Annotated in this window: 25 protein-coding genes, 2 tRNA genes and 1 other RNA gene; 14 read left to right on the forward strand and 14 right to left on the reverse strand. The window is 33.3% G+C overall.

Annotated features, from left to right (window positions below; translation table 11 throughout):
* Window positions 1–187: 187 nt before the first annotated feature.
* The 3 genes from TZ01_RS09330 to pyk all read left to right on the forward strand — a co-directional run bounded on the left by TZ01_RS09330 (window position 188) and on the right by pyk (window position 2742).
* Entirely contained in the window at window positions 188–325 is a 138-nt protein-coding gene (locus tag TZ01_RS09330) for a CopG family ribbon-helix-helix protein (RefSeq protein ID WP_084802321.1), read from the forward strand.
* A gap of 45 nt (window positions 326–370) precedes the next feature.
* Window positions 371–985 carry a thiamine phosphate synthase gene (locus TZ01_RS00005; RefSeq protein ID WP_048100773.1) on the forward strand — a complete coding sequence of 205 codons (615 nt, stop codon included), beginning with the start codon at window positions 371–373 and terminating at the stop codon, window positions 983–985.
* Between the two features lie 83 nt (window positions 986–1068).
* A complete protein-coding gene (pyk, locus tag TZ01_RS00010; protein WP_048100774.1) occupies window positions 1069–2742 on the forward strand; it encodes a pyruvate kinase in 1674 nt (557 codons plus the stop codon).
* Window positions 2743–2755: 13 nt separating this feature from the next.
* Here the strand turns inward: pyk and TZ01_RS00015 are convergent, their stop codons facing one another.
* Window positions 2756–4237 carry a D-glyceraldehyde dehydrogenase gene (locus TZ01_RS00015; protein WP_048100775.1) on the reverse strand — a complete coding sequence of 494 codons (1482 nt, stop codon included), beginning with the start codon at window positions 4235–4237 and terminating at the stop codon, window positions 2756–2758.
* Between the two features lie 215 nt (window positions 4238–4452).
* On the opposite strand from TZ01_RS00015, the gene TZ01_RS00020 reads away from it, so the two are divergent.
* From TZ01_RS00020 to TZ01_RS00050, 7 genes are read left to right on the forward strand one after another with little or no spacing between them, the layout of a single operon-like run.
* Window positions 4453–5223, forward strand: a complete 771-nt coding sequence (locus tag TZ01_RS00020; protein ID WP_048100776.1) for a peptidylprolyl isomerase — start codon at window positions 4453–4455, stop codon at window positions 5221–5223.
* Entirely contained in the window at window positions 5223–5945 is a 723-nt protein-coding gene (locus tag TZ01_RS00025; RefSeq protein ID WP_048100777.1) for an RNA methyltransferase, read from the forward strand. The genes TZ01_RS00020 and TZ01_RS00025 overlap by 1 nt, the downstream gene beginning before the upstream one ends.
* Before the next feature lie 42 nt (window positions 5946–5987).
* Window positions 5988–7328 carry an MFS transporter gene (locus TZ01_RS00030; RefSeq protein ID WP_048100778.1) on the forward strand — a complete coding sequence of 447 codons (1341 nt, stop codon included), beginning with the start codon at window positions 5988–5990 and terminating at the stop codon, window positions 7326–7328.
* Between the two features lie 38 nt (window positions 7329–7366).
* Window positions 7367–7735, forward strand: a complete 369-nt coding sequence (locus TZ01_RS00035) for a 50S ribosomal protein L18e (RefSeq protein ID WP_048100779.1) — start codon at window positions 7367–7369, stop codon at window positions 7733–7735.
* Between the two features lie 5 nt (window positions 7736–7740).
* A complete protein-coding gene (locus TZ01_RS00040; protein ID WP_048100780.1) occupies window positions 7741–8160 on the forward strand; it encodes a 50S ribosomal protein L13 in 420 nt (139 codons plus the stop codon).
* Window positions 8150–8554 carry a 30S ribosomal protein S9 gene (locus tag TZ01_RS00045; protein ID WP_048100781.1) on the forward strand — a complete coding sequence of 135 codons (405 nt, stop codon included), beginning with the start codon at window positions 8150–8152 and terminating at the stop codon, window positions 8552–8554. Before TZ01_RS00040 ends, TZ01_RS00045 begins: the two co-directional genes overlap by 11 nt.
* A gap of 4 nt (window positions 8555–8558) precedes the next feature.
* Window positions 8559–8777, forward strand: a complete 219-nt coding sequence (locus TZ01_RS00050) for a DNA-directed RNA polymerase subunit N (RefSeq protein ID WP_048100782.1) — start codon at window positions 8559–8561, stop codon at window positions 8775–8777.
* Between the two features lie 22 nt (window positions 8778–8799).
* On the opposite strand, the gene TZ01_RS00055 is transcribed toward TZ01_RS00050, so the two are convergent.
* Window positions 8800–9732: an alpha/beta hydrolase-fold protein gene (locus tag TZ01_RS00055; protein ID WP_048100783.1), complete on the reverse strand. Its 933-nt coding sequence runs from the start codon at window positions 9730–9732 to the stop codon at window positions 8800–8802.
* A 157-nt stretch (window positions 9733–9889) separates the two neighbouring features.
* Here TZ01_RS00055 and TZ01_RS00060 point away from each other — a divergent pair.
* Window positions 9890–9962, forward strand: a tRNA-Pro gene (locus tag TZ01_RS00060).
* 29 nt (window positions 9963–9991) lie between these two features.
* Here TZ01_RS00060 and TZ01_RS00065 read toward each other — a convergent pair.
* Together TZ01_RS00065 and TZ01_RS00070 are read right to left on the reverse strand one after the other, a co-directional pair.
* Window positions 9992–10885, reverse strand: coding sequence for a UbiA-like polyprenyltransferase (locus TZ01_RS00065; protein WP_330218491.1), 894 nt, complete (start codon window positions 10883–10885; stop codon window positions 9992–9994).
* An 84-nt stretch (window positions 10886–10969) separates the two neighbouring features.
* Window positions 10970–11383: a CoA pyrophosphatase gene (locus TZ01_RS00070; RefSeq protein WP_048100785.1), complete on the reverse strand. Its 414-nt coding sequence runs from the start codon at window positions 11381–11383 to the stop codon at window positions 10970–10972.
* An 880-nt stretch (window positions 11384–12263) separates the two neighbouring features.
* Here TZ01_RS00070 and TZ01_RS09490 point away from each other — a divergent pair.
* Together TZ01_RS09490 and TZ01_RS00075 are read left to right on the forward strand one after the other, a co-directional pair.
* On the forward strand, window positions 12264–12422 hold the full coding sequence (locus tag TZ01_RS09490; RefSeq protein WP_156150260.1) for a hypothetical protein: 159 nt from the start codon (window positions 12264–12266) through the stop codon (window positions 12420–12422).
* Window positions 12423–12507: 85 nt separating this feature from the next.
* Window positions 12508–13830 (forward strand): cytosine permease, encoded by a 1323-nt coding sequence (locus TZ01_RS00075; RefSeq protein ID WP_052656646.1) that lies wholly within the window; start codon window positions 12508–12510, stop codon window positions 13828–13830.
* Between the two features lie 26 nt (window positions 13831–13856).
* On the opposite strand, the gene rnpB is transcribed toward TZ01_RS00075, so the two are convergent.
* The 8 genes from rnpB to TZ01_RS00115 form a co-directional block, all read right to left on the reverse strand.
* Window positions 13857–14149, reverse strand: an RNA gene (gene rnpB, locus TZ01_RS09160) — RNase P RNA component.
* A 99-nt stretch (window positions 14150–14248) separates the two neighbouring features.
* Window positions 14249–15562 (reverse strand): aldehyde dehydrogenase family protein, encoded by a 1314-nt coding sequence (locus tag TZ01_RS00080; protein WP_048100786.1) that lies wholly within the window; start codon window positions 15560–15562, stop codon window positions 14249–14251.
* A gap of 62 nt (window positions 15563–15624) precedes the next feature.
* On the reverse strand, window positions 15625–17358 hold the full coding sequence (locus TZ01_RS00085) for a thiamine pyrophosphate-binding protein (protein WP_048100787.1): 1734 nt from the start codon (window positions 17356–17358) through the stop codon (window positions 15625–15627).
* 155 nt (window positions 17359–17513) lie between these two features.
* Window positions 17514–19361 carry a thermopsin gene (locus TZ01_RS00090; protein ID WP_082180407.1) on the reverse strand — a complete coding sequence of 616 codons (1848 nt, stop codon included), beginning with the start codon at window positions 19359–19361 and terminating at the stop codon, window positions 17514–17516.
* A gap of 357 nt (window positions 19362–19718) precedes the next feature.
* On the reverse strand, window positions 19719–20384 hold the full coding sequence (gene bluB, locus TZ01_RS00100; RefSeq protein ID WP_048101316.1) for a 5,6-dimethylbenzimidazole synthase: 666 nt from the start codon (window positions 20382–20384) through the stop codon (window positions 19719–19721).
* 81 nt (window positions 20385–20465) lie between these two features.
* Window positions 20466–20550, reverse strand: a tRNA-Leu gene (locus TZ01_RS00105).
* A 66-nt stretch (window positions 20551–20616) separates the two neighbouring features.
* Complete coding sequence (locus TZ01_RS00110) at window positions 20617–21798, reverse strand: MFS transporter (protein ID WP_231563381.1); 1182 nt, start codon at window positions 21796–21798, stop codon at window positions 20617–20619.
* Between the two features lie 36 nt (window positions 21799–21834).
* A complete protein-coding gene (locus TZ01_RS00115; RefSeq protein WP_048100791.1) occupies window positions 21835–22941 on the reverse strand; it encodes a mevalonate 3,5-bisphosphate decarboxylase in 1107 nt (368 codons plus the stop codon).
* A gap of 83 nt (window positions 22942–23024) precedes the next feature.
* Between TZ01_RS00115 and TZ01_RS00120 the strand changes: the two genes are divergently transcribed.
* Entirely contained in the window at window positions 23025–23846 is an 822-nt protein-coding gene (locus TZ01_RS00120) for a DMT family transporter (RefSeq protein WP_048100792.1), read from the forward strand.
* Window positions 23847–23890: 44 nt separating this feature from the next.
* On the opposite strand, the gene TZ01_RS00125 is transcribed toward TZ01_RS00120, so the two are convergent.
* Both TZ01_RS00125 and TZ01_RS00130 read right to left on the reverse strand, forming a co-directional pair.
* Window positions 23891–24607, reverse strand: a complete 717-nt coding sequence (locus TZ01_RS00125; protein ID WP_048100793.1) for a substrate-binding domain-containing protein — start codon at window positions 24605–24607, stop codon at window positions 23891–23893.
* Window positions 24608–24676: 69 nt separating this feature from the next.
* Window positions 24677–24955, reverse strand: coding sequence for a hypothetical protein (locus tag TZ01_RS00130; protein ID WP_048100794.1), 279 nt, complete (start codon window positions 24953–24955; stop codon window positions 24677–24679).
* Between the last annotated feature and the right edge of the window lie 189 nt (window positions 24956–25144).

Raw genomic sequence — 25144 nt, forward strand, 5'->3', positions numbered from 1 at the left:
ATTTTAATGAACTTAATTTAAATATAAATGTACCTGTGGATCATAGGGAATTTACGCCTGTGGAGACCTTCACCTCTGTCCCTGAAGGGATTAATATAAGCCCGTATGTAAGGATAAGTGTGGTCAATGAATCAGGAAGCCTCATTGCCTTGGCATGAGGTAGCTCACATCCTACACAACAATTAAGGTGCCAGATGAGTTATTGAAAGAAATAGAAAAACTGATAAAAGATCATCCTGAACTTGGTTATAGAAACAGGTCAGAGTTTATTATAGAAGCTATTAGGGATAGAATTATTTTATTGAAAAAAAGCTCTAATTCATAATTCTTCTGCGAAAACTATAATTATATTAATTTTATAATTAAACTTATGAAATCTATTTCCGGCCTTTATCTTGTGACATATAATTATAATAAGCCTAACCTGCTAAACATTATAGAGGATTCACTTAATGGTGGGGTTGATATAGTTGAATACATGGACACATCAGGAAAAAACATTGATTATGGTAAAAAAATCAGAAAACTTTGTGATGATTATGGCAAAAAACTCACAGTATTTAATGATATAAGTTTAATGGATAACATAAATGCCGATGGCATACATTTTGCATCCAATACTGAAATAGAAAAAATTAGAGAATACAGGTCTAAATATAAAAATAAAATTTTTGGCATATCTGTACACTGCTCAAGGGAAATGGCCCTCAAATATCAGGATTATGTTGATTATATAAGCACAGGTTTATGCTTTAAAAGTGAATCAAATAAGAACGCCGAAATATGCTGTCTTGATTTATTAAAAAATATGGACGGCATTCATGTGCCTGTTTTTGCCGTTGGTGGTATAAATGACAAAAATATAGATGAGATTTTAAGGTATCCTGTCAGTGGCGTGGTTGTTGTTTCATACATAATGAACAGTTCAAATCCAAAAATGGCTGCAAAGAAACTAAAAGAAAAATTAAAACTTGCCGGCCTGTAAAATTAATAATTTATTATATAACCTATTTATCTTATATACTGGCTATTGGATAAATATTAATATGGATGTTACAATAAATTGTTATGCCAAAGACTAAAATTGTGGCCACAATAGGTCCTGCGAGTTTTAATGAAAATATATTAAAAAATATGGCCAGAAAAGGTTTATCAGTTATAAGGATAAACACAGCGCACATTGAACCTGGCTATATATTAAGTGTCAGCAAGCTTTTAAATAAAATAAATTCCGACCTAAATACCAAAATAGGCATTATGGTTGACCTTAAGGGCCCGGAACTTAGAACAGGTTTATTCAAGAGCGGTTATATAAATATAGAGGCAGGTAAAAATTATGTTATATCATCTGCAAATACAAATGCGGATATAACATTAAACCATGATATTACAAAATATATAGATGAGGAAACTGTAATTGCAATAAATGATGGAAAAATTCATTTTAAGGTACTCTCTGTAAAAGATAATGATATTACCACCACGGCATTAGATTCAGGAATTATTCACGATACATCAAGGGTTAATATCCCTGGCAGATATATAGATCTTGGGACAATAACAGAAAGAGATAAAATTTTTATTGGCGAGGGAATAAAGTCCGGGGCAACATTTTATGCACTTTCATTTGTCCAGCAGAAGGAAAATGTATACGATCTTCAGGATTATATATATGAGTCCGGCAGTTCAGCCAGCATTGTAAGCAAGATAGAAACAAAAAAGGGATATGACAATATAGAATCCATTGTTAATGCCTCTGATTTTATAATGGTTGCCAGGGGAGACCTTGGCGTGGAACTTCCTTTAAAGGAGGTTGCCATGGCCCAGAAGAAAATTATTATGGAATCACACAGAAAGGCTGTGCCAACAATAGTTGCCACACAGATGCTTGAATCAATGGTAAATGCCGATTCGCCAACAAGGGCAGAGGTTTCAGATGTTACAAATGCAATTCTGGATGATACAGATGCCTTAATGCTTTCAGAGGAAACTGCAATAGGGAAATATCCTGTGGAGGCAGTTTCATACCTGAGCGACATATCAGAATTTGTTGAGTCCCATAAGTTAAGTTTTTCAGAACCAGAAACGATATTTACGGACCGCCTTGCCTTCTCAATATCTCTCGGGTTAAGGCGTATAGTTGAGGGCGTGGATATAAACTCAATTATAGCACTGACAAAATCAGGTCATACTGCAAGAATAATTTCATCAATAAGGCCAGAACAGGATATATACGCTGTGGTAACTTCCGAAAATCTGGCAAAGGCATTAAATCTGCTTCGTGGGGTTATACCTGTGGTGGTTCCCAAGAATTACGTGAACTCAAATAATATTTATGATATTATTAACGAACTATCCTCCAAGAATATTCTCAGGGCAGGGCAAAAAACCATTGTTATATCTGGATCACCATCGCTTATATTTGGTGGAACAAATGATATTAAGGTGCTAAATATAGGCGCATTTCTGGGCAGGGGCTATGCTGTTGGAAAAAGTATAAAGGGGAAAATTAACACTGGCAATGGTTCAGGGAATATTCTTATAGCAGATTCATATGATAAGAATGCAGAATATACAAAATTTGATGCTGTTATATTCAGGTCATGTGTGAGCGAAAGAATAAAGGATTATTTCATTAATAATAACATCACACTTGTTTATAATACAGAATTCAGCAGCAATATTATGCCTGACATGGAAATAAATGTTGATTCAGATACCGGTATAATTACATATATATAAATATATAAAAAATTTATAAATTATCAAAGAGGGAATCCCTTACAGTATTTATTTTGAGGTCTCCTCTGGAATAGTCAATATATACATTTTTTACTTTAAGGTATTCATTAATACCAAAAATGCTCCCCTCACCTGCCTGTCCTGTCATCCTGAAACCTGTATGGTATCCCTGTGACGCCTCAGGGCCTGGCATATTAATATAAAGTTCTCCAAATCTTATTTTTTCTGAGGCCTCAAGCATTAATTCTGGGTCTTCTGTGAATAAATAAGAAGCCAGTCCGTATTTTGAATCATTTGCCTTTCTATAAAGTTCATCTGTTGTTGAGATTTTTTCGGTTCCTATAACAGGTCCAAAAATTTCCTCCTGGAATATTGGAGAGTCCTGGTTAACATCCTCAATAACCGTGGGTTCAAAGAAGTAGCCATTCCTATATGGTTCCTCAAGATTTGGTACATTTCCGCCTGTAAGTATTTTGTACCCGCTTTCCTTGGCATTCTCAACAACGCTTTGAATATTTTTAAGTGCGGACTTATTTATTAATGGCCCGAGGTCAGCTGTTTCTGGATTGCCTATTTTAATTCTTTTTGTGACCTCCAGGAATTTTTTCATGAACTCATCATATATATCCTCGTGAATGTAAAGCCTTTCAGCGGCAATGCATGATTGTCCCACATTAAGATATTTTGCCCATGTAATGCATTTGAGTGTCCTCCTTATATCTGCATCCTTCCAGACTATGAAAGGTGCCTTACCACCAAGCTCCAGTATAAGCTTGGCCATGTTATTTGATGCATTCTGCATTATTTTCTGGCCTGTGGATGTTGACCCGGTCATTGTTACAAGTGAAACCTTTTTATGCTGAACTATGTAATCACCAATTTCTGACCCCTTTCCTGTAATAAGATTTAAAACACCCTTTGGGACACCTGCCTCAATAAATTTTTTTACAATCCATGCAGCTGTTAACGGTGTGTCAGAACTGGGCTTTAATACTATTGTATTTCCTGTTAAAAGTGCGGGTGCGAGTTTTCTTGCAACCATTGCTGCAGGGAAATTCCAAGGTGTAATTGCAACCACAACACCGTAGGGAACCTTATACTGGAATATCTTTCTTTTTGAATTTGTACCCTCAACTATTTGGCCTGTAAGTTTTCTTTCAAATTCTGCATAATAGTTTATCTGATCAAGTACGCCGTCTACCTCATCTGAAGCCTCTCTCTTTATCTTCCCGACCTCAAGCATTAATAAATTCTCAAGCTCTTCCCTGTTCTGGGCTATGAGATGTGCTGCCTTAAACAATATCTTTGCACGCTCAGAGGTCCCAAGATTATACCACCCCTCAAACGAATCCTCTGCCGCATCAACTGCATCATCAACATCTGTCTTTGTTGCTGCTGGAAATGTATCTATAACCTGGCCATTTGCAGGATTATATTTATTTAAAACATCCTTGCTTGATGAATCCCTCCACTCACCATTTATATATATCTGCATAAGTTTTTATTACTATTCAATATAAAAACGTTTATATAAACATAAAAATGTTGAGGTTACTTTTCTTTTATTAATGTTTATATTAATGCATAGATAATAAAAAATTTTGATTAAATTATTAAATGAAACCAAACTTAAGAAGGTAAACCTGATTTTTTCAATAAATATATATATAAATAATTAATCTCAAACAGTAAGTTTATCGGTGATTGTTAATGAATGATGGTGATTTCATAGAACTTAGTTACGAGATGAGGGCTGGCCCAGACAAAAAATTAATATCAACAAGCAAGGAAGATGTTGCGAAGGCAGAGAATATTTTCGATGATAAGAAGAAATACAAGGATGTTGTATTAATTATTGGTAGCGAGGGCATGTTTAAGGCAATAAATGACTCATTTAAAAATGCCGAAATAGGAAAGGAATATGAGGTTGTTGTTCCGGCAAAGGATGCATATGGCCTCAGGGATAATAAAAATATTAAGGTTGTTCCAATGAGGGAGTTCCAGAGGAATAATATAACACCAGAGGTCGGCAAGGAGGTTAATATTGGCAACAAAATTGGCAGGATAATATCAGTTACCCCGGGCAGGGTGCTTATTGATTATAATCATGAACTTGCAGGTAAGGATCTGTATTATAAATACGAAATTAAAAAGGTTATTACTGACGAATCTGAAAAGGTAAAGGCCATAATAGATATGGAGTACAGTGACGCCGATGAATTTGAGGTATCATTAGAAAATGATATAATAAATATTCAAATACCTGAAAAGGCAAAATTTGATGTTAACTGGCTTGATTCAAAATATAGAATAGCAAACGACATAAGAAAATACATACCTGATAAGGATACAATAATTAAAGAGCTTTACAAGAGGGAGGAAAAGAAATCTGAGGAAGTTCAGGAATCAGAGAAAAAGGAAGAAAATAAGGAAGAAAATAATGGCACCTCCGAGAATCAGGAAGTTAAAGAAAAGCAATAATGGACATTAAAAATCTTATTTCAGTAATCCTTGTTGAACCAAAATATCAGGGAAATATTGGCGCAGTTGCCAGATCCATGGCAAATAGTGGTTTAACAGACTTAAGAATAATTAAGACTATACCTGATGAGGAGGCCATGCATCGCGCCATGCATGGTGATTACATTTTAAAAAATGCAAAAATATATAATACATTTGAAGAGGCCATTAAAGGTTTTGATATAATTGCCGGAACATCAGATGTTTCAAAATCAGGGAACAAATTTAGGCGTGTCCCCGTATCACCAGAATACTTCTGGGATAATTATGGTCTGAACGGGCAGAAGGTTGCACTGGTATTTGGCCGTGAGGATAACGGTCTTCATAATTCTGAACTGGATAAATGCAATTTTTTCATAAAAATTATAGGGAATCCCGAATATCCTGTTTATAATTTATCCCATGCAGTTGCGATTATTTTATATGAAATGATTGTGAGATACTATAAAACAAATGTTATAGAGGCTAAAGATGTTATAACCTCCGAAAATTTAAATGTTTTAATGTCCAGAATCGAATATTTGTTAACCTTAGTGGATTACAAGGATTTTCAGATCAACATACTTATGACAATGCTTAATAAAATCATTGGCCGTGCCCAGATAACAGAATCTGAATTTTACAAAATAATGGGAATACTAAGACAGATCATAAACCGTCTGGAAAATAAAACGCATGAATAAAGTTTATCAATCGGTTATGCATTTATAACTAGCGTAAGGAAAATGCTAACATCAAATAGAAAAATAGATGATCTGCCAGTTACGCCATACCTGTTAAAGATAACAATGCTTTCCTCCATGGGAATTTTTATGGATGGATATGTATTAACAATATATTCAATAGCAATCCTTTATATGAAGCAGTATTTTGGCATAATTACATCCCCATATTATGCATATTACATCGCCATTATGGGTTCATCCCTATTTATTGGAATGTTCTTTGGAAGCATTGTTCTTGGGAATCTTTCTGATCGCTTTGGCAGAAAAAAGCTCTATGAATATGATCTTGTAATTACAGTAATATTCCTTTTATTAAGCGGATTATCAACAAATATAATAGAATTTATAATATTCCAGATTTTTACAGGCATTGGAATAGGCGCTGACTACCCAATAAGTTCCTCCATACAGGCAGAATTTTCTCCCAAAAATAAAAGAGGCGAACTTCTTGTATTTAATATCTTTTCATGGACCCTTGGTGGCGTGGCATTATTGCTTGTTTCCATACCTGTTATTCTTTATACACCATCCATGTTAAACTGGAGACTCCTTTATATAACCGCTACTGTGATTCCGGTTATTGTAATATTTTCCAGAAGGAATCTTCCGGAGAGTCCATTCTGGCTCAGTAAAAATGGCAACAAAACAGAGGCGTTAAAATCATCCAAGGCGGTTGCCTCGTCTGCAGGCCTTGATATAGATTCAATACCCGATGTGGAAAGGGGTGATTCAAAAATAAGAAATCTATTTAGTAAAAAATATCTTGCCTCAACTGTTTTTGTATCAATTGCATGGTTTTCTTATGATGTTTCAAGTTATGGTGTATGGGAATATACACCCTCGGCATTTGCATATAGCAGTTCAAATATAGTCCTTGTGGTACTTGCCACACTTTTAGAAGAATTACCTGTTTTTATAGGTTTTCTTATATGCATGTACCTTGTTGAAAAAACAGGCAGAAAAAGTCTGGAAATACTTGGTTTTGGCGGTGCTGCCATTTCATTGATTGTTTTCGCAATTCTAACGAATTACATAGCATTCACCTTAATATTTACATTTATGGCCTTTGCCATAATGCATTTATTTCATAATATAGGTCCAACAAACCTTACCTACGATTATCCTGTTGAGATATTCCCAACTAGAATACGGGGAACTGCAATGGGATTCGCCACATCTGTTTCAAGAATAGGTGCAATACTTGGTACAATTGCATTCCCCATAATACTCTTTAGCCTTCCATTCAAATATGTTTTAATTTTCCTGATAATTTTCGAAATCACTGGTTTTACCGTTACATATTTACTTGCACCGGAGCCAAAGGGAAAACACCTTACTTAAATTCAATAAATTTATTAATTAATTATCAATATAGAGCCATGTCGATCAAAGTAGAGAGAAAGACAAGCATTCAAATTGTAAACATAATAACAGGTTTGCTTGAAAGATCGCGCGAGAGTGGTTCCCCATTCTGGAGGGACATAGCATTAAGATTGAGTTCCTCACGCAGAAATTATGCAAAGGTAAACCTTGGAAAGTTGAATGACCTGGTTAATGACAGTGATGTTATAGTTATACCCGGATTTTTATTATCCTCAGGTATCTTTAACAAAAAAATTAAAATTGCTGCATTAAAGGCATCTCCAAAGGCCAGGGCAAAACTTGAGGCCGCAGGTGCCGAGTATGTAGATCTTCAGGATCTTGCAAATGAAAATCCAAAGGGTACTGGAATAAAAATAATAAGGTGATTTAAATGATATATATAAACGCTGAAAATCATATTTATGGAAGACTTTCCGCATATGTTGCAAAGCAGTTACTTCAGGGCGAGGAGGTTACAATAGTAAATGCGTCAAAGGTTGTTATAACAGGAAAAAGGAGTTACATCCTTGACAAATTTAATCATAGAAGGGATATAGGAAGCGTAAGAAAAGGGCCTTATTATCCCAAAACACCAGATGCAATATTAAGGCGTGCAATAAGGGGCATGCTTCCTGTAAAAACATCCCATGGCCTTGAAGCATTTAAGAGGTGCACTGTATACTCAAATATACCAAAATCATTGCAGAACAATGATTTTATTAAGGTAGATAGGGCTATAAATATTAATGCAACTGGTTTTATAACACTTGGTGAAATATCAAAAATATTGGGTGAAGTAAATGAGCAGTGAGGTTTTAACAGTAGGTAAGAGAAAAACGGCAATAGCAAGGGCCGTTACAAAAAAAGGCACCGGTAAGGTTCTCATAAATGGTGTTCCAATAGAATTATACCCCATAGAACTGCTAAGAAACAAAATGATGGAGCCATTAAAAATCCTCGGAGACCGTGCCAGTGAAATAGATATAGAAATAAAAGTGCACGGTGGTGGAAATACAGGGCAGGCAGATGCATGCAGAACTGCAATTTCCAAGGGAATAGTTCAGTATTTCAGCGATGATCATGAGCTTGAAAATACATTAAGATCATATGATAGAACCATGCTTGTTAATGATATAAGAAGAAAGATGCCGAAAAAGCCAATGGGTTATGGTGCCCGTGCAAAGAGGCAGAAATCATACAGGTGAGTCTATGATAATACCGGTAAGATGTTTTAGCTGTGGCAGGGTCATAGCCTCAGATTACATAAAATTTGTGGAGGAATCCAAAAGGATAAGAAATGAAACCGGTCATGAACCAACCGGTGCAGAAAAATCTGAGATTCTGGATAATCTTGGAATAGAAAGGTACTGCTGCAGAAGGATGATACTATCAAATGCAGATTTGATAGATGAAATTATATCATACTAATTTTTAAATTTAATTTATATTTTTAATAGTCTTTTAATATTTCAGGCATTGATTCTAAATAAAGATGATTTGTATTAAAGTGCCCAACAGGATATTCCTTGTATGTATGTGAAATGTTAAGCATTGAGAGTTTTTCGTGTATCATATTCATGCCTATGTTTATGCTGTACTCATCATAAATACCTGTTTGAAGTATTATCTTTTTATTTTTTAGGGAAATGCCAGATGTATCAATAATATTAACTGGATCAAATTTAAGCCATGCATTCCAGTGCTCATTTAATCCACCATCATTTAAATCAAATGGCAGGTTAATTTCAGTGTTTTTGGGTGAATAAAAGGCTGACATGGCAATTATATTCTCTGCTGTAAGCTCATCCTGGCTGTGGATATAATCAGAATTAAATTTTTCCATAAACTTTTTTATGCCCAGATTTTTAAGTATTTTATATGCCACAGGAAAATCCCTTAGATATGAATAATGAAAATATGAATCTCCGGAGATGTCTATAAATCCTGAAAATATATCTGGATTATGCAATGCATTATAAATAGAGCCAAAACCACCTGACGATTTTCCAAAGAGGTAAACATCGCGTTTTCCATATATTTTAAATAGAAACTTTATCAGATCCTTTGTAATAAAGTCGCTGTAATTTCCAACGGCAGTAGAATTTACATACTGGTTGCCCCTGAAGTATGTCATTGTATCTGGCAGTATAATTATGAAACTGTATTTTTTAGATATTTTATTTAAAACATCCATAAAATCAATATTTGTATAACTTTTATTCAAAAAACTCCTGGAAGACCCAAAAAAACCTGCAAGTCCTACAAGCAATGGCGTATTTTCTTTAGGACTGTTTTCAATGATTGTTACCTCCCTCTGTGGTTTATCATTTACGGGATTATCATGTAATGCCTCTGAATCTAAAATTTTTGTTATTATCTCCATGGTCTATGATGGGTCATTTCTACTTAAATTTTAACACTTTAAATGAAAACTATATTTTCTATAAAATAAATTATTAGATTTATATGTTAAGTGTTAATTTTTTATTTAATTTCCAGAATTAAAAATTTTTATATTCTAAAGTGAAATACAGCACCTAGGGGCCGTGGGGTAGCTTGGTATCCTACCAGCTTGGGGTGTTGGTGACTCCGATTCAAATTCGGACGGCCCCATTAATCTCTATTTTATATATTAATAAATCTTATGCCACAAGGGATATATAAATTCCTATTAAAAATAGAAATCCTATTATGGAGTTTGGATTAAAGAAAACCTTTCTTACATTTTCCGGTGTTGTTCCATGTATGGCAACATGTTCATATAATATTAAAATTATTATTGGTATCAGTGCCAGAATATAATATATTGAATGAACAATAAATGCTATATAAATAAAGAAAATTATTGTAAATATATGGAAAACCCATGAAATAATTAGGCCTTTTTTTACACCGTATTTCACGATGATTGTTTTTAAACCGTTTTTTTTATCATATACCTCATCAGGTATTGTATAAATAATATCAAAGCCCGCAATCCAGAATGTTGAACCTGCAACCATTAAATATATAATCGCAGGCGGGAAATTTGGATTCACAGCCAGGTATCCACCTATTATGCCCAGTCCTATGGTAAATCCCATAAATAAATGCCTCAGGCTTGTAACTCTCTTCATTAATGGATCTGCTATAAAAAATATTAAAACAATTGGTGAGAGCATAAATACAAGATTATTTAATAAATATGTTAAACCCTCAAAAATGAATACCAGCATTAAGGTAAATGCAATGGCCTGCCGCAGATTTATTTCCCCCGTCACAAGAGCCCAGTTCCTTTTTCTTGGATTGGTTATATCATATTTTAGGCCAAGTATCCTGTTTATTGACATTGCAGCTCCTCTTGCAGAGATGGCAACAAATAAAATAATAAAGAATTTGTACATTTCTATAATCCCATTTGAGGCTATAAGGGCACCTGCAAAAATGAAGGGTAAATCGAATACAGTATGTTCCATTTTAACATACTCAAATAATGTTTTTAATTTCGTTTTAATCTCATACAGATTATTTTTGGTTATAAAATCTTTTTTAGTTATTTAAAATTTTTTTAAAATGTTTAATTAATAAAAATATTATTTATGAACATTAAAATTTGAGCTTAAATTAAAAAATTTAACAGTTTAATGCATATTTGAAAAATCCTTAAGAATTCTATAGGTAAGTCCAAATATTATATAAGACCCATACCTAAATGTGCCATCATATTCTTTAAGCTCTCTGAATCCAACCCAGAAAAATTTTGACACCTCGTTATCAATTTTAACATTTTTAGTTACACATTCGGCTAAAAAAGCGGCAACGGACAATGTTTTATTTAATGTAAAATAATTGCCCAGATATTTTGTTATTCTTATTTTTATTCCAACCTCCTCATAGGTTTCCCTTACTGCTGTATCGCAGCAGGTCTCACTTTTTTCCCTATGCCCTCCAGGTAAAGCCATCTGCCCTGACCAGGGGTCTCCCAGATCTGCCCTTTTTATTAACAGAAAATTATCATTATCAATTATTAACGCCACGGCGGCATCGCATTCCATTATAAATCAATTCTAATTAATATTAAAAATTATTGAAATGAACGTAGGTTTATCAAATTTATGTATAAAAATTAAAAAAGATCACTATAATACCTTCAAAGAAAATAAAGAACCCTAACACCGTAGAAAATTCAGAAAAAAAGTGGCAGGAATATCAAGTTAGATAGGTAATGTTGCGTATAAAGTATCGGATAAATTAATAAAAGAACATAATTTAATGGCATTTGAAGGCCTAAATATAAAAAATATGCTAAAATAACCTTAAACTTGCTAGGAGCATAGTACAATGATAACAAATCATAGAAGTCGGAACACTCTATTGCTTCAAATATTATAATATTTTATTATTAGATATTTGTGTGTATTTTTATATTGCCTTAATTTTATTTTTTATTTATCATTTGGATTTTTTAAATAGTATGTCATATGTGACACAATATTCATATAAAATTATGTCGTATGTGACATACTGATTTCCAATGAAGAATTTATCAGCATTCTATCATATTGCAATTTCCGGGATAAAAAGCCTTATACAGGTATTTTAAGGGAGTTTTATATTAACAAAATACTTAAAATATTAAACGAAATTAATATAGTAACGGAAAGTGGCCTGCGTAGATCCGGAAAATCATTCATATCACTGCAGGTTGCTTTATCATTTATTAATAAAGGTTATAATCCAGAGGATAAATTAATTATAAATTTTGATGATAAAAGTCTTGAAAACAATATCAAAAACTTTGACGATATATACAATGCATACAAAAAACTGATTAAAAAACAGATAACAACATAATAATAATTGATGAGGCACAGGAGGTGCCGGCTGGGAAAAATTTGTTAGAACACATTCAGAAAGAGTGATTTACCTAACGCCATGGCAATGAGGCCTCATGATTCATCGACCACGCTTGCCCTTACATACGGACTTATTTTTAATCTTTCAGGCAGGGGCATCAATCTCCACAGGCTTAAATTCCCCTGCTACATAGGTACATTTATAAGAGTTGAAGCCTTATATTTAGGTGCTATATAGGAATTATTTACTGGAAACATAGAATAACACAATATAAAAAAGTTTTAAAAAGGTTTATGAATAATTTAGAAATTAACCAAGGGAATTGAAAGAAAAATCCTCACATTACAACGAAATATACGATTATGGTGAGGTACCTGAGGATAAAAGGGTTGTAAAACCACGAGAACTATTTCCAATATGGTTTGCCTCAAATCTAACAATAGGGGATTTTGCGGTTGGATTTATACCAGTTATTATGGGTTTAAATATTTATTATACAATTATAACATTATTTGCTGGAACCTTTTTTGGTTCCATACTCCTTGGCATAATATCCATAACCGGCCCAAGAACCGGACTTCCACAGATGTCTGCAGGGAAGCGGGCCTTTGGCAAAAAATTTGGAAATTTTTTATCATCGCTTCAATGGCTAAACACAATTGGATGGACCACTGTTAATCTGGTACTAGCAGCCTTTGCATTTACACTTTTATTTCATGTATATTCCGTAATTTCCATCCTTATACTCACTGCTGCCATATTCCTTCTATCGTATGCCGGTCATCATGTTATAGCTGTATTTGAAAAAATTATGGGCATAGTGCTTGCATTTTTATTTATATTCATAATCCTTATATCATTTTCAAAATATAGCATGATATCATCATATGACCCATTAAATATAAATTATTCTGTGGCAATTGGAATAACCCTGGCCGCATCATTTTCAGATATAATATCATGGACGCCGTACGCCGGTGACTACTCAAGATACACACAGGATAAAAAGAGTGTTGTGCCCTATGTATTTTTTGGAAGTTTTTCTGCTGCATTTGTTTCTGAAATTGCCGGCATGCTGGTTGCCATTCTATCATTAAATCCCAATGGAAATCCCGCCATTGATATGCAAATTGTCCTGGGTAAATACAGTGTTTTTGGTCTTTTTGCCCTATTTTTGGGTGGAATAGCCGCAGATGCAATAAACCTTTATTCAAATTCATTATCCCTTAAGGTTATTGGTTTTAAATTTAAAAGATCAACAGTTGTTATAATTGGAAGTATTATTACATTTTTAACCGCCATAATAACCTACAGCAAATTTTATTTATTCTATGAGGATTTTCTTTTTATACTGGATTACTGGATAACGCCATGGATTGGTATTATAATAGCAGATTTCTTTATAATAAACAAAAATAAAAAATTTTCAATAATAAACGATTATAATAAAACGGGCATTACAAGTTATTTAATAGCATTAATGGTTTCAGCCCCTTTTATGAATCCGGGATTTTTGTACAGTGGAATAATATCCTCAATGTACCTTGGTGGTGTTGATATAAGTTATTACATATCATTCATTATTGCAATGTTACTTTATATTGGTTTGAGAGGGCACAATAATGCACTAAGCCAAACAGCCTAGTTATTTTATTATTGATAAAAGAGTGGAAATGCCCGGAGTAAGCCCCCTTCTGTTCACCTTTCGGCTGGCAGCATTCGACTATGCGTCTTACCTGAATCTCACGGCAGTGTTCACGGATTCAATTTAGACTTGCTCCCTGCTGGGAGGGTTCTCATCGGCACTCCTGCAAACGTCATTTCTACAAATCATCCTTAGGCAGGAACCGTATTATTTCTTGTCCCTTTACCTTTCCTCTCGGAAATCCAGTTTTCGCTGGAAGCAGTCTGCCGTGGAGGGGGGACTTTCCTCACCTTTCGGCGTGGGCTGCCCTCGGGCTTTTCCCTCTTTATAAATTACAATAACAAATTTAAACTTATCAATGTATAAAAAACATTTACATTTAACTTATAAAATATTTAAAAAATAGATTTAAAGTATCTTAATTTATCCAGACAGTTTTAATATTGGTAAATTCCAGAATACCATATCTTGATAATTCCCTTCCAATTCCACTTTTCTTTGTCCCACCGAATGGAAGCCTTGGGTCAGATGCCACGATCTTATTTATTGAAACCGTGCCTGCATCCATGTAAGGTACCATTTTTTCTGCCTCATTTTCATCCCCCCAAATGGATGAACCAAGACCGTATGGTGTATCATTGGCAAGCTTTATTGCCTCATCTATTGTTTTAAAGCTCTTTATCATGGCAACGGGGCCAAAAACCTCCTCGCCATAGTCTTTATTAAGTTTCACAATCATTGGTTTAATTAGATTCCCCTCATTTTTTCCAGTTTCAATGACCTCGCCATATGATTTAAGCTCGTTTACCTGTTTTAATATTATATTTTTCTGTGCCTCTGACGATAATGGTCCAACATAGGTATTTTCATCAAGCTGATCACCGGTTCTTACCTTTTCAAATTCATTAAGCATTCCCTCATAAAACTCATTATAAATATCGTCCTTTATTATGAATCTTTTTGAGGCTATGCAGCTCTGGCCGTTATTCTGAAGTCTGGCAAACACACTGTTTTTAATCGCATTCTCAAGATTTGATGAGTCTATGACTATGTAAGGATCTGACCCACCAAGCTCCATGACAAATTTTTTAATGTGCTTTGCAGCTTCGGATGCTATTTTTGATCCTGCAGCAGTTGAGCCTGTAAATGATACGCCGTCTGAGTACTGTATTGCCTGGTCTATGATTTCCCCTGTTGTAATAACTGATCTAAAAACATCCAGATTAAATAATTCCTCAATCTTCAATGATGTACCGCTAACTATTGAAGCATGCTTTAGTAATACCGAATTACCTGCAAGCAATGCCGGTATTGCAGCCCTGGCAACCTGCCACAGTGGAAAATTCCAGGGCATAATTATTAAAATGGTTCCGAGCGGGTCAAACCTTATATATGATTTTTTTGCCTCAGTTTTAACATACTCATTGGCAAGAAAATTTTTTGCATTTTCTATATAATAATCAAATAACCATAGTGTTTTTTTAACCTCTGCAATGCTCTGGCTTATTGGCTTTCCCATCTCAGATGACATAAGTTTTGCAAGGTCATTCATGTTTTTTTCAAAGTTACCCCTTGATTCTTTAATTTTATCTATTCTATAATCTATATTTTCCCTCCATTTCTTCTGATTATTATTAAGATTTGATATAATTTTCTTTATTTCATCAAGTTCCATTACCTTATATTTGCCAAGTACTTCATTATTATAAGGATTATATGTTGTGATTTCCATATTATAAAAATTATTTACATATATTTAGACTTTTTTAATGAACATTTTAAAATAAATGCATGTTATGGATTAAATTTATCCATAATTATGTCTATAACTGCAGGCTCACCCCTTCTTGCACCATTAATGGCATTTTTAAGTGCAGAATCAAACTCTTCGAGTGTTCTAACATCATATGATGAAATGCTAAATGCCTCAGCCATTTTTGAATAGCTGATTCTTGGTGAATCAAGGTCAATAAACTGATGATCATGTTTTTCAGCAACAATGCGCTCTATAGTATTTTCAAAATATGGCCATTCAACAGCCCATGAACCATTGTTTAATATTATATACACAACACCCAGATTATAATGCTTTACAGACCATAATGCAGATGTAAAATTGCCGAATATGGCATCCCCATCACCTGTTATACATATAACCGGTTTATAATTTCTTATGCCATTTAGATAATTCTCCTCATTTTTTGCCAGAAATGCGCCGTAGGCCATACCAACAGGCGATCCCAAATGGCCACTGGGATTGCTGAAGTAAGATCCTGGTTCCGGTAAATCCATCTGCAGATTTATTTTTGTGTTTAGCGATATACTTCCATTAATGAAGGTCATCCCATTTTCCCAGTTGCTGTTTATAATATGGCCTATTGAGCTTGCTGTGATCCTGCCTGATTTTATATCATTATTTGCCGATTCCTTTATTTCCTCCATTAATTTATTATGCTTATCCTCTATACGCGCCCTTCTTTCCTTAATTAAATTCATGTCACTGCCCTGTATTTTTGCATGCTTCATAATAACCTCAAGGGTCGGGCCAAGGTCACATATTATATCCATGGAATTAAAGAGGTTTGAAGAACCGTAATCGCCACCACTGTATATATCACGCCTTCTAACAAAATCTGTTGAAACGTCTATAACATCAACATTTTCATTTAGCTTATTTCCGGGTAGTATTCCAAATTCAAATAAAAGTGCAAGATCATCATTTCCAAGCTCCGGTGGCTTCATTCTGGGTGAAAAGCCAAGGTGCAGCGGATGCCTTAGTGGAAAGCTCATGAAATACCTTCTCTCCCTCACCTTTATACCAAACATCTCTGCAAATTTTACCATGGTTTCAACATATTCAGGATTTCTTCCTGCATGTGAAATAAATATTTCCGGATGCTGTGCCTCAAGGATTTTATTTGATATTATACCTATGGTTTTTTCGTCTGGAACCCTGTAATTGTAATAAAAATTCTTAATTCTGATTTTTATACCATTATAACGCCGCTGCATAAGGTCATGCCGCAATGTAATAAATGATATTCCCTTTGGTTCCAGCTGGGTAATAAATAATGCCTTTGAAAGGTCCTCTTCAAGCATTTTTTCTGTCTGTGAATTGTTTGACCATTTTACCCACGGCTCAACAATTTGTAAATGCTTTGATGAGTAATGTGCAGTTGGGTCTTTAAGTAGATGGGTTCCGGCGATATCCCTTGATGAGAAAACAAGCATTGGGGCCATATTTATGTACGCAGAGTATAATGCCCCAATTGAATTCTGTGTTCCAACTATCCTATCCACAAGTGCTATTCCCGTCTTATTCTTTGCAAGGCTGTATCCCTCGGCTGAACTTACCGCTGTGAACTCATGGAGTGCCTGTATCCATTTAATATCCCCCTCCTTGGAGATGGCATCCTGTATCTCCGCCTCACCTGCTCCGGTGGTTCCAAAGATAAAATTGTGACCATATAATTTTAATGAGTGGACAAGCAATTCTGCAAGTGTTTTAATATCACTATTCTGGTGCATGCATATATAATTGTGAAAAACAATTTAAGTTTTTGTTATGGATTTAATAAAATATTAAATCTTTAATTAAATTGCATTTGTAATCAAATTAAAGTTAAAAATTATCATTTTTTAATGAATTTTAAAATCCTATACCTATATAAAAATAAACATGACTATCTTCTCTTTCTTTTTTTAAATATAATAAATATTGATGCTGCAACAATTATGCCTGCAACGAATAAATATAAATATTCTTGTAATTCATCAACCATGCCCTTATGATAATAAATATTGATTGTAACATTATTCCCAATTATCCTTATTATACCTGTAGGATTTGAGGAATAAAAACCATTAGTTTCTGGTATTTTATATTCATACGTACCATTCATTTCATCTAAGCTTATACTTTTTTCAGTTGTTTCATACTTTGTTCCATTGATTATTATTGTCCATTTTTGCCCCGGACCCAAACCATGTTCGATTATATTTATGTTAAAAAGCACAGGAATAAATGTAATATTAACAGTTTGATTATTTCCACTGACTTTTATGTTAATTGTATAATTTTCTGGTCTGTAATCTTTATTTGCTGATGAAATGTTAAGGGAATAATAGCCATTTTTTAGCATAATAATTATGCTATTTGATATATTCGAGGTGCTGTATGTATAATTTACGTACCATTTTGTACCTACGGGAAGACCGCTTTCATTTAAAATTATTTTATAAAAGGCCCCGGCAAATATATGTAGGTATTCACCAGATCTTAACTGATAAAATTCTGATTTAATAACCTGGCGATTCGATGAATAAACCGTTATATTATAATATCCCGGTGCCAGTGTCAGATTTGCATCACAGTTAAAAAATTGATGCATTGTGCCATTTATACTAATATATCCAGATTTAAGATTTGAACTTATATTAACAAGCGTAACATCCTTTAAATTATAGATCTGCTTCAATTCATTATTGGATGATGAATTAATAACTGAGGCATAAATAAAACCATTATTAAATTTATATGTATCTGTTACATTGCATATCCCCTCCTGCGTGTCAGAACCATAATTAAAGGCATTTGTTATCATCTGGTAATTATGTCCATTCCAGTACTTTAGATACATTTCAATATTTGATTTTTCATCAACCGTTTTTGTTCCATTTCCAGGTCCACCGAGAACAAGTTCGGCATCGTAATAATTATCTGACGGGGTTAATTTATACCCATTAACCGTAAAAACAGGTTTTGCCGTGAGACCGGATACAAATTTAAATTCTGGTGAATCGTATGTTACCCAGCCATAACCATCATTATACATAAAAATCAACTCAGGTCTTCCATTTACCTCTGTTACATTAGTTATAAATTTAATAAAAAATGGTGTTTTTAGATTTTTATAATTGCCGGGTAGTGCTTCTGATGCAGAAGCTATATATGCATTCCCATAAATGCTTCCGTTTCCAGAAATTGTTGAATTTTTCATTACAGAATCCTGTGACGACATATTCCAAACATTATCTATAAATGCTATTTCATTATCTGATGTATTTATTACTGCAACATTCTGTGCCCAGTAAACGTAGGTTTTTTCACCAGATGAAAATCTCATAACTGTATTCAACTGTACAGACATGCCATATCTACCAAAAGGCAGTGTTGAATTTATGGAAGAGTTGTATGTGTGTATATAAGTAATATTTACAATACCCATAAATGAGGTTGTATTATATTCATAGGGAACGTTATTATAACCAATCCCATAATCTGCTATCCCCATCGGTGCAGGCTCTCTTGAATATGCATAATTTGTGCTTATCTGACTTTTTACATTTTTATCTGGCTCTGTTAGGATTCTGTTACCGCCAGAACCTGTATGGCTAGGATTTATTGATACCAAAATAAATATAATTATTAAAGCAATTGGAATTATTCTGGAGGTCACAACCACTAATATTATATTTTCATATAAGTTTGTTGCCATGGTGGGTTTAAGTCTCATGTAATTGTTATACATAAGTTAATATCTCCTCGCGGTAACCGGTAAGCATGTTCTGACAGTGGAAATTAACATAACATTGCGGTTCTGTTAATTCAACTAGGTTTTTCTTTTTTATATTTTATACATTAACATTCTGTGGCCATGAATCCTGTAGCATCTGCCCACATGCATGGGCAAGTGATTGGTAGTTTCCATGGGATTTTTGGATCCATGCCGTTTGGATCAGAAGGTTCATATATATCACCTCATGGGCATATATACAATTTATCTGGAAAATCCCATCATTCCAGGAAGGAAGTACAGGCATTCCAGACATCCAGTGTTAGTAGGGCTCGGTAATGAGAGGTATAGAAATATAATTATACAAAAAATTTATAATTTTGTATTTTTTATTAAATCACAAAAGCTTTTATCAGGGTTATTTCCCCATCTATCCATAAAAACGTATTCTGATAAATTATTCCGTTTTTCCCAGTTTTTTTCCTCAAGTTCAGGTATATCATGATCCTCTGTTAATTTTCCAAGTGTAAGATATGCTATTAATTTTATACTTTCTGGTATTTTTAGGACATCTTTAACATCCTCTGGGTCAAAAAAGCTGACCCATCCCATGCCTATATTCTCAGATCTTGCAGCAAGCCACATATTTTCTATTGCAAGAACAACACTGTATTCGGATGTTTCTCTTATTGTTGATCTACCTATTATATCCGGGCCCTTCCTGCTGAAATCGCATGTCACAGCGATATTAATATAAGATTCCAAAATACCTTCTATCTTTATCCTTTCAAATTTATTCTTTTTATTATAAGGCAATGAATTATAAAAATCAATTCTTTTTTTATCAACAATGGATTTTATTTTTTTTCTTATATCAATATCTTTTATTATAATAAAATTCCACGGCTGTGATAAACCAACTGACGGTGCATAATTCCCAGCCATTAATATTTTTGATATAATTTCGTCAGGTATTTTTTCATTGCTGAACCATGATCTTACGTCCCGCCTTTTTTTAATTGCAGTGTATACATCCATTTTGACCCTATAATAAATCATTTAATAAATGTTTAATATTAACTACATATTTAATAAAATTATAGGAATATATTATAAAAATGCAGAGGACGGGATTTGAACCCGCGAACCCCTTCGGAACCAGACCCTTAATCTGGCACCTTTGTCCAGACTCGGTAACCTCTGCGATTCCTATATAATTTCAAAATATATTAACTTTAACTTATCAGTATGTTTATACCATTTAAAATAATTAATGGGTATCCAGATATACCTCCCTGAATTTTGTCACATAATAGAGCATAAATATTGAAAATACTATTGAAATAATTAAAAGAACCATTACAGGTATATCCCTATTTATATTTATAATAAGCAGGCCTGCTATAACAGCCCCAAAAAATACTCCTGCATGCTGCATTGATGTGTAAAATCCAAGATTTCCACCATAACTGTCCCTTCTGGCCAGCCTTGTTATAAGTGTTGGAAAAACTGTCTCGCTTATTATATATCCTGAATAAAATAGCGTTACCGCAAGATAGTAATAATATATATTTTTAATAAATGGGTTCATAAAATATACTGGAATGCTTATAAGAAGCACAACAAGAGAAACTAATGAAAAGAAAACTGTTTTATTCTTATCTGCAGGTCTTGCTATTAAAAGCCCTATTATTCCTGCTATTATCACCGCTGGTATCAAAAACTTATAAAATCCCGAAACTGGAACATATTTTAATGAAAAATATGGTAGGTATAAATAAAATACAATCATATAAAAATAAATAAAAAAGCTGATAAATGATACAATCATTAATTTTTTATCTATTCCAGAATTTGCTGAGAACTCTTTTATTTTTTTTGATTCTTTTATCATAATTAAGGGAATAAATGAAATACCTCCTATAATTGCCGCTATTATAAAAATCCCTGAATAGTTTATGACTATTGAAAGCAAAGGACCTATAATGACGCCTATCATGAATGAGAAACCTATTGATATTCCTATAATTGCATCGGAAATATTTCTGGTTGTTGGGCTAACATTTTCATGTACAAGGGCTATACCGGCAGAGCTAACTGCACCGGCACCCTCTATAAGTCTGCCAATTATCAGACCGTATATATTTACCGGGTATGCAGAGATCAAATTTCCGGCTATGAATGTAATTATTCCAACCGCCATTATTTTTTTTCTCCCATATCTATCAGATAGTATTCCTAAAGGTGTCTGAAATATTGCCATGGTTATTCCATATGCTCCAAGTGCAAGTCCTATTAGAATGTATGAATTTGTAAATATAGACCCATATATTGAAAAAATGGGAAGCACCATGAATAAACCAAGAGTACGCATACCTATTGTCATGGATACAAGGGAGATGATTTTAATCTGTTCCCTTGAGAATAATCTCATCATAATTTCTGATGTCAATTTGGTTTATAACTGTTTTTTAAATAAATGTTGTATTTAATTAATTTTAATAAAATATTCATTTGCCTCCTTGGTAAAATCATTCATTTTCTGCTTGTATCCGTTAAAATTGTATGAACCATTAAGATAAGAATCATCAACGTTTTCTGTAAACTCCTTTATTAAAGAATGGTCAAAGGATAGGATCATTATTGATGGCCCCGTATCTGCTGTGAAGTAAAGCCCATCATTTTTCGCCTTAAACTTTAATATTTCATGCAAAAGCCTTATACTTTCGGGCGTTTGAATTACAAGCCCCCCTGAGAAGAGTACCGAATTTAATCTTAGCATATCATTTTCGGCAATTTTTAGCATGTCATTTACATCGAAATTGTTTAAAATAAGTTTTTTTATATTTATATATTTTTCATTTACCCATTTTTCATAAAATAATGAGTTTACTGCTATTTTATGTGCATTGTCCGTTGGTATATCACTATATTTAGGAAATATGCCATAATATAATTTTGTATTATTTTTGCCCAGATTAAATGCCGCGCAATCCTTTAACTCCATTTTTGGATATGAAAGCCATATGGATATGCCATTCTGTGCGGCCCTGGTACCAGACCCAGATACAAGGCGTGCATATCTTGAGACAAAAACATTATCCTCTGATGCGTCTGAACCAAAGACATTTGCTATTAAAGCCCTAGATGCTGAGGCTGCAACAGCTGACGATTCACTTAAACCCTTCGCATTTCCATAATTCCTATACCTTTTTATGTAAAAATCAAAGAAACCATTTATATTATATTCCCTTTTAAAATAATTAAGTGCGAATCTGGCCTTTTTATCATATTTTTCATTACTGACTCCATCAAGGACAACAGTATCTTTTGAACCAATTTTTCTGTACCTGCATGCTGTAAGGCAGAATGAAAAATCAGTATGCATTGAAATTGATGGGTTATATGCTATTCTATTATCAGAATCATAATAGCCTAAAAATTTTTCAAAGGCCTTTATTGGATATGCATTGGAAAAGGTTATATTGTTATCTTCTAAATCCGGATTATAATCCTCTGGAGTTTTATAATAGCCTGCATCATCAAGCATTTTTTTAATACTCTCCCCATCATTATGGATTTTATCTATGTCCATGGCTCTTAATGATATCTTTTATAATATACTTTTATTTGTTTACTTGGAAGAGTTTTTATATTATTTTTAATAAAGATAATGCCATGCAAAATTTCTCAGGAATAAAATTTCTTATCCCCCTTGTTGTTATCTGGGGATTTACATATCCATTTACAAAGGAGATATCTGTATATGTTTCTCCGCTAATTATTTCATGTTCCAGAATTGGGATATCTACCATATTTTTTCTTTTCATGGCAAGGGGTTATGTATTTGGAAAAAAAGAGATGATTGCCGGGCTTTTAAATATATTTGCATTTTTAACTTTATTAAATCTTGGAATATCAGAATCAAATAACCCCGGCCTTGCATCTGTTATGATATACACCCAGCCCATATTTGTCATAATATTTGAAATGCTTCTTGGCTACAGACCTGCCAGGCGTATAATTCTTGGAATCATCATTGCATTTGCCGGTGTGTCCCTTTCAATTACATCTGTAAAATTTGACATAGGAATAATAATAGCATTGATTGCTGCCATATTCTGGGCCGGTGGAACAGTTTTTTATTCAAGAAATTTAAAGAATGCCAATGTTTTGAAATTAAACGCGTTTATGGCCTTAATATCATTTCCATTTTCAATATCCATAACGCCATTTGATTTTTATTTTAAATTTTCCCTGAAGGTAATATTTTTTATTTTAATACTCGCCATACTTGCACAGGTTTTTGGATACTATTTATGGTTTAACACTGTTAAAACTCTTGGTTCTGTGAGGGCCAGTGCTGGTGTACTGCTTGTACCCGTCTTCGCATTTATTTTTACTTTTATCATGCTTGATGTAAAACCCGGAATCCTTCAAATAGGGGGGTCAACAATAACTTTAATAGGTGTCTTTACAGCCTTAAGGCCACCAAAATAATATAATCTTATGATATTAATCTATACAAATTTCCTTTTTATTGTTTATGACTTTTTATTAATACAACATTCATATTTGTCATAATAAATATTTAATTCCCCTGATTGTAAGGCCTCGTAAACTTGTTTTGAATTTTCATTTTCATTTAAAAGCGCAACGGAAAAAACTGTTTCTGTTTCTGGTATTTCAATGTATTTAAATTTCCAGTATAATGCCTCACTACGCCACAATATACCTGCGTTGATTTCATTTTTTAAAAGCAAGGACGGTATCTCCCTGTAGTGTGCCTTAGAAAAATAACTACTTTTCTTCAAATCACCAAAGTACCCGCACTTTTTCTCATAAATTTTTTTGAAAGCAATGCCAAGGGCACTGTAAACTGGATTGGGAATCCCAGATTTATAATTCTTAATATCACACAATTGAAGGTCATTAATATTTGTGGCTATAACAATGGAATCCTTATAAAAATCAAACAATTTCATATATTTTATGTGTTTTATCATATTTTTATTTAAAAAAACAATATCTGGAGTGAGGTTAATTCTCAGGCCCCCAATCCTCAGAAAATTTCCCATAGCCCTCTTTCTTACCATTACAGCCGGTAATGTTTCAATGTAAGTCTTTATATTTTTACGGTAAAAATAGCTTACAATATGATTTGCTATAAACCAGCCCTGACCAGGCATGGATATTTTCGTGCCGTCAATGTAACCTGTTAGATCTGAAATGACATCAAAAAACGGAACCGCAAAATTCATAATGGATTATAAAACATTAATATATAAAATATTTATATTCATTTTTTATTCTGTTGATTTTTTATAAATTTATGTTTTATTTATCAGATCTCTTAAACTCACAGCCTCCCCATTTAAATTAACCTTTGAGTCAAGATCAAAATCAGCATTAATGGCAAGTTCTTTATCCTTCATTGGTATTAAAAAATAGGCCTTTGTTTCATTTTTACCGATTAAAATTATCTTGCTTTTTACCCTTTTTCCAGTCTCTGAGTCCTTATAATAATAGCTTAGAAATTTTCCAGAATCCTCATAAACCCTTTCTTCAATTCTTCCTGCCTTGGTTTTTGTCATATAGTCATTATCCATATTATTATAATAATATGCCTATTAATATATGTTTTTATAAAAATCATAATACGGTATTAATAAGAAAAAAGTTCATTATAATGATAATATATATTATATTATGGAATTTTTTTTAATATTAAAATTAAATAAATTATTTAATAAATAAATTCGTCTAAAAATAAAATAAAATGTATAAACAAAAATGTT

It is taken from the genome of Acidiplasma sp. MBA-1 (assembly GCF_000949015.1).
GTDB lineage: Archaea > Thermoplasmatota > Thermoplasmata > Thermoplasmatales > Thermoplasmataceae > Acidiplasma > Acidiplasma aeolicum.

What these genes read in the sequence shown, in the direction of transcription:
- TZ01_RS00125 (WP_048100793.1), bottom strand. Translation starts at nt 24,607, where the DNA reads ATGAATTTTGCGGTTCCGTTTTTTGATGTCATTTCAGATCTAACAGGT.
- TZ01_RS00025 (WP_048100777.1), top strand. Translation starts at nt 5,223, where the DNA reads ATGGACATTAAAAATCTTATTTCAGTAATCCTTGTTGAACCAAAATAT.
- TZ01_RS00085 (WP_048100787.1), bottom strand. Translation starts at nt 17,358, where the DNA reads ATGCACCAGAATAGTGATATTAAAACACTTGCAGAATTGCTTGTCCAC.
- TZ01_RS00070 (WP_048100785.1), bottom strand. Translation starts at nt 11,383, where the DNA reads ATGGAATGCGATGCCGCCGTGGCGTTAATAATTGATAATGATAATTTT.
- TZ01_RS00015 (WP_048100775.1), bottom strand. Translation starts at nt 4,237, where the DNA reads ATGCAGATATATATAAATGGTGAGTGGAGGGATTCATCAAGCAAGGAT.
- TZ01_RS00005 (WP_048100773.1), top strand. Translation starts at nt 371, where the DNA reads ATGAAATCTATTTCCGGCCTTTATCTTGTGACATATAATTATAATAAG.
- TZ01_RS00040 (WP_048100780.1), top strand. Translation starts at nt 7,741, where the DNA reads ATGATATATATAAACGCTGAAAATCATATTTATGGAAGACTTTCCGCA.
- TZ01_RS09490 (WP_156150260.1), top strand. Translation starts at nt 12,264, where the DNA reads ATGGCAATGAGGCCTCATGATTCATCGACCACGCTTGCCCTTACATAC.
- TZ01_RS00050 (WP_048100782.1), top strand. Translation starts at nt 8,559, where the DNA reads ATGATAATACCGGTAAGATGTTTTAGCTGTGGCAGGGTCATAGCCTCA.
- bluB (WP_048101316.1), bottom strand. Translation starts at nt 20,384, where the DNA reads ATGGATGTATACACTGCAATTAAAAAAAGGCGGGACGTAAGATCATGG.
- TZ01_RS00055 (WP_048100783.1), bottom strand. Translation starts at nt 9,732, where the DNA reads ATGGAGATAATAACAAAAATTTTAGATTCAGAGGCATTACATGATAAT.
- TZ01_RS00045 (WP_048100781.1), top strand. Translation starts at nt 8,150, where the DNA reads ATGAGCAGTGAGGTTTTAACAGTAGGTAAGAGAAAAACGGCAATAGCA.
- TZ01_RS00115 (WP_048100791.1), bottom strand. Translation starts at nt 22,941, where the DNA reads ATGGACATAGATAAAATCCATAATGATGGGGAGAGTATTAAAAAAATG.
- TZ01_RS00130 (WP_048100794.1), bottom strand. Translation starts at nt 24,955, where the DNA reads ATGGATAATGACTATATGACAAAAACCAAGGCAGGAAGAATTGAAGAA.
- pyk (WP_048100774.1), top strand. Translation starts at nt 1,069, where the DNA reads ATGCCAAAGACTAAAATTGTGGCCACAATAGGTCCTGCGAGTTTTAAT.
- TZ01_RS00030 (WP_048100778.1), top strand. Translation starts at nt 5,988, where the DNA reads ATGCTAACATCAAATAGAAAAATAGATGATCTGCCAGTTACGCCATAC.
- TZ01_RS00035 (WP_048100779.1), top strand. Translation starts at nt 7,367, where the DNA reads ATGTCGATCAAAGTAGAGAGAAAGACAAGCATTCAAATTGTAAACATA.
- TZ01_RS00020 (WP_048100776.1), top strand. Translation starts at nt 4,453, where the DNA reads ATGAATGATGGTGATTTCATAGAACTTAGTTACGAGATGAGGGCTGGC.
- TZ01_RS00120 (WP_048100792.1), top strand. Translation starts at nt 23,025, where the DNA reads ATGCAAAATTTCTCAGGAATAAAATTTCTTATCCCCCTTGTTGTTATC.
- TZ01_RS00080 (WP_048100786.1), bottom strand. Translation starts at nt 15,562, where the DNA reads ATGGAAATCACAACATATAATCCTTATAATAATGAAGTACTTGGCAAA.
- TZ01_RS00090 (WP_082180407.1), bottom strand. Translation starts at nt 19,361, where the DNA reads ATGTATAACAATTACATGAGACTTAAACCCACCATGGCAACAAACTTA.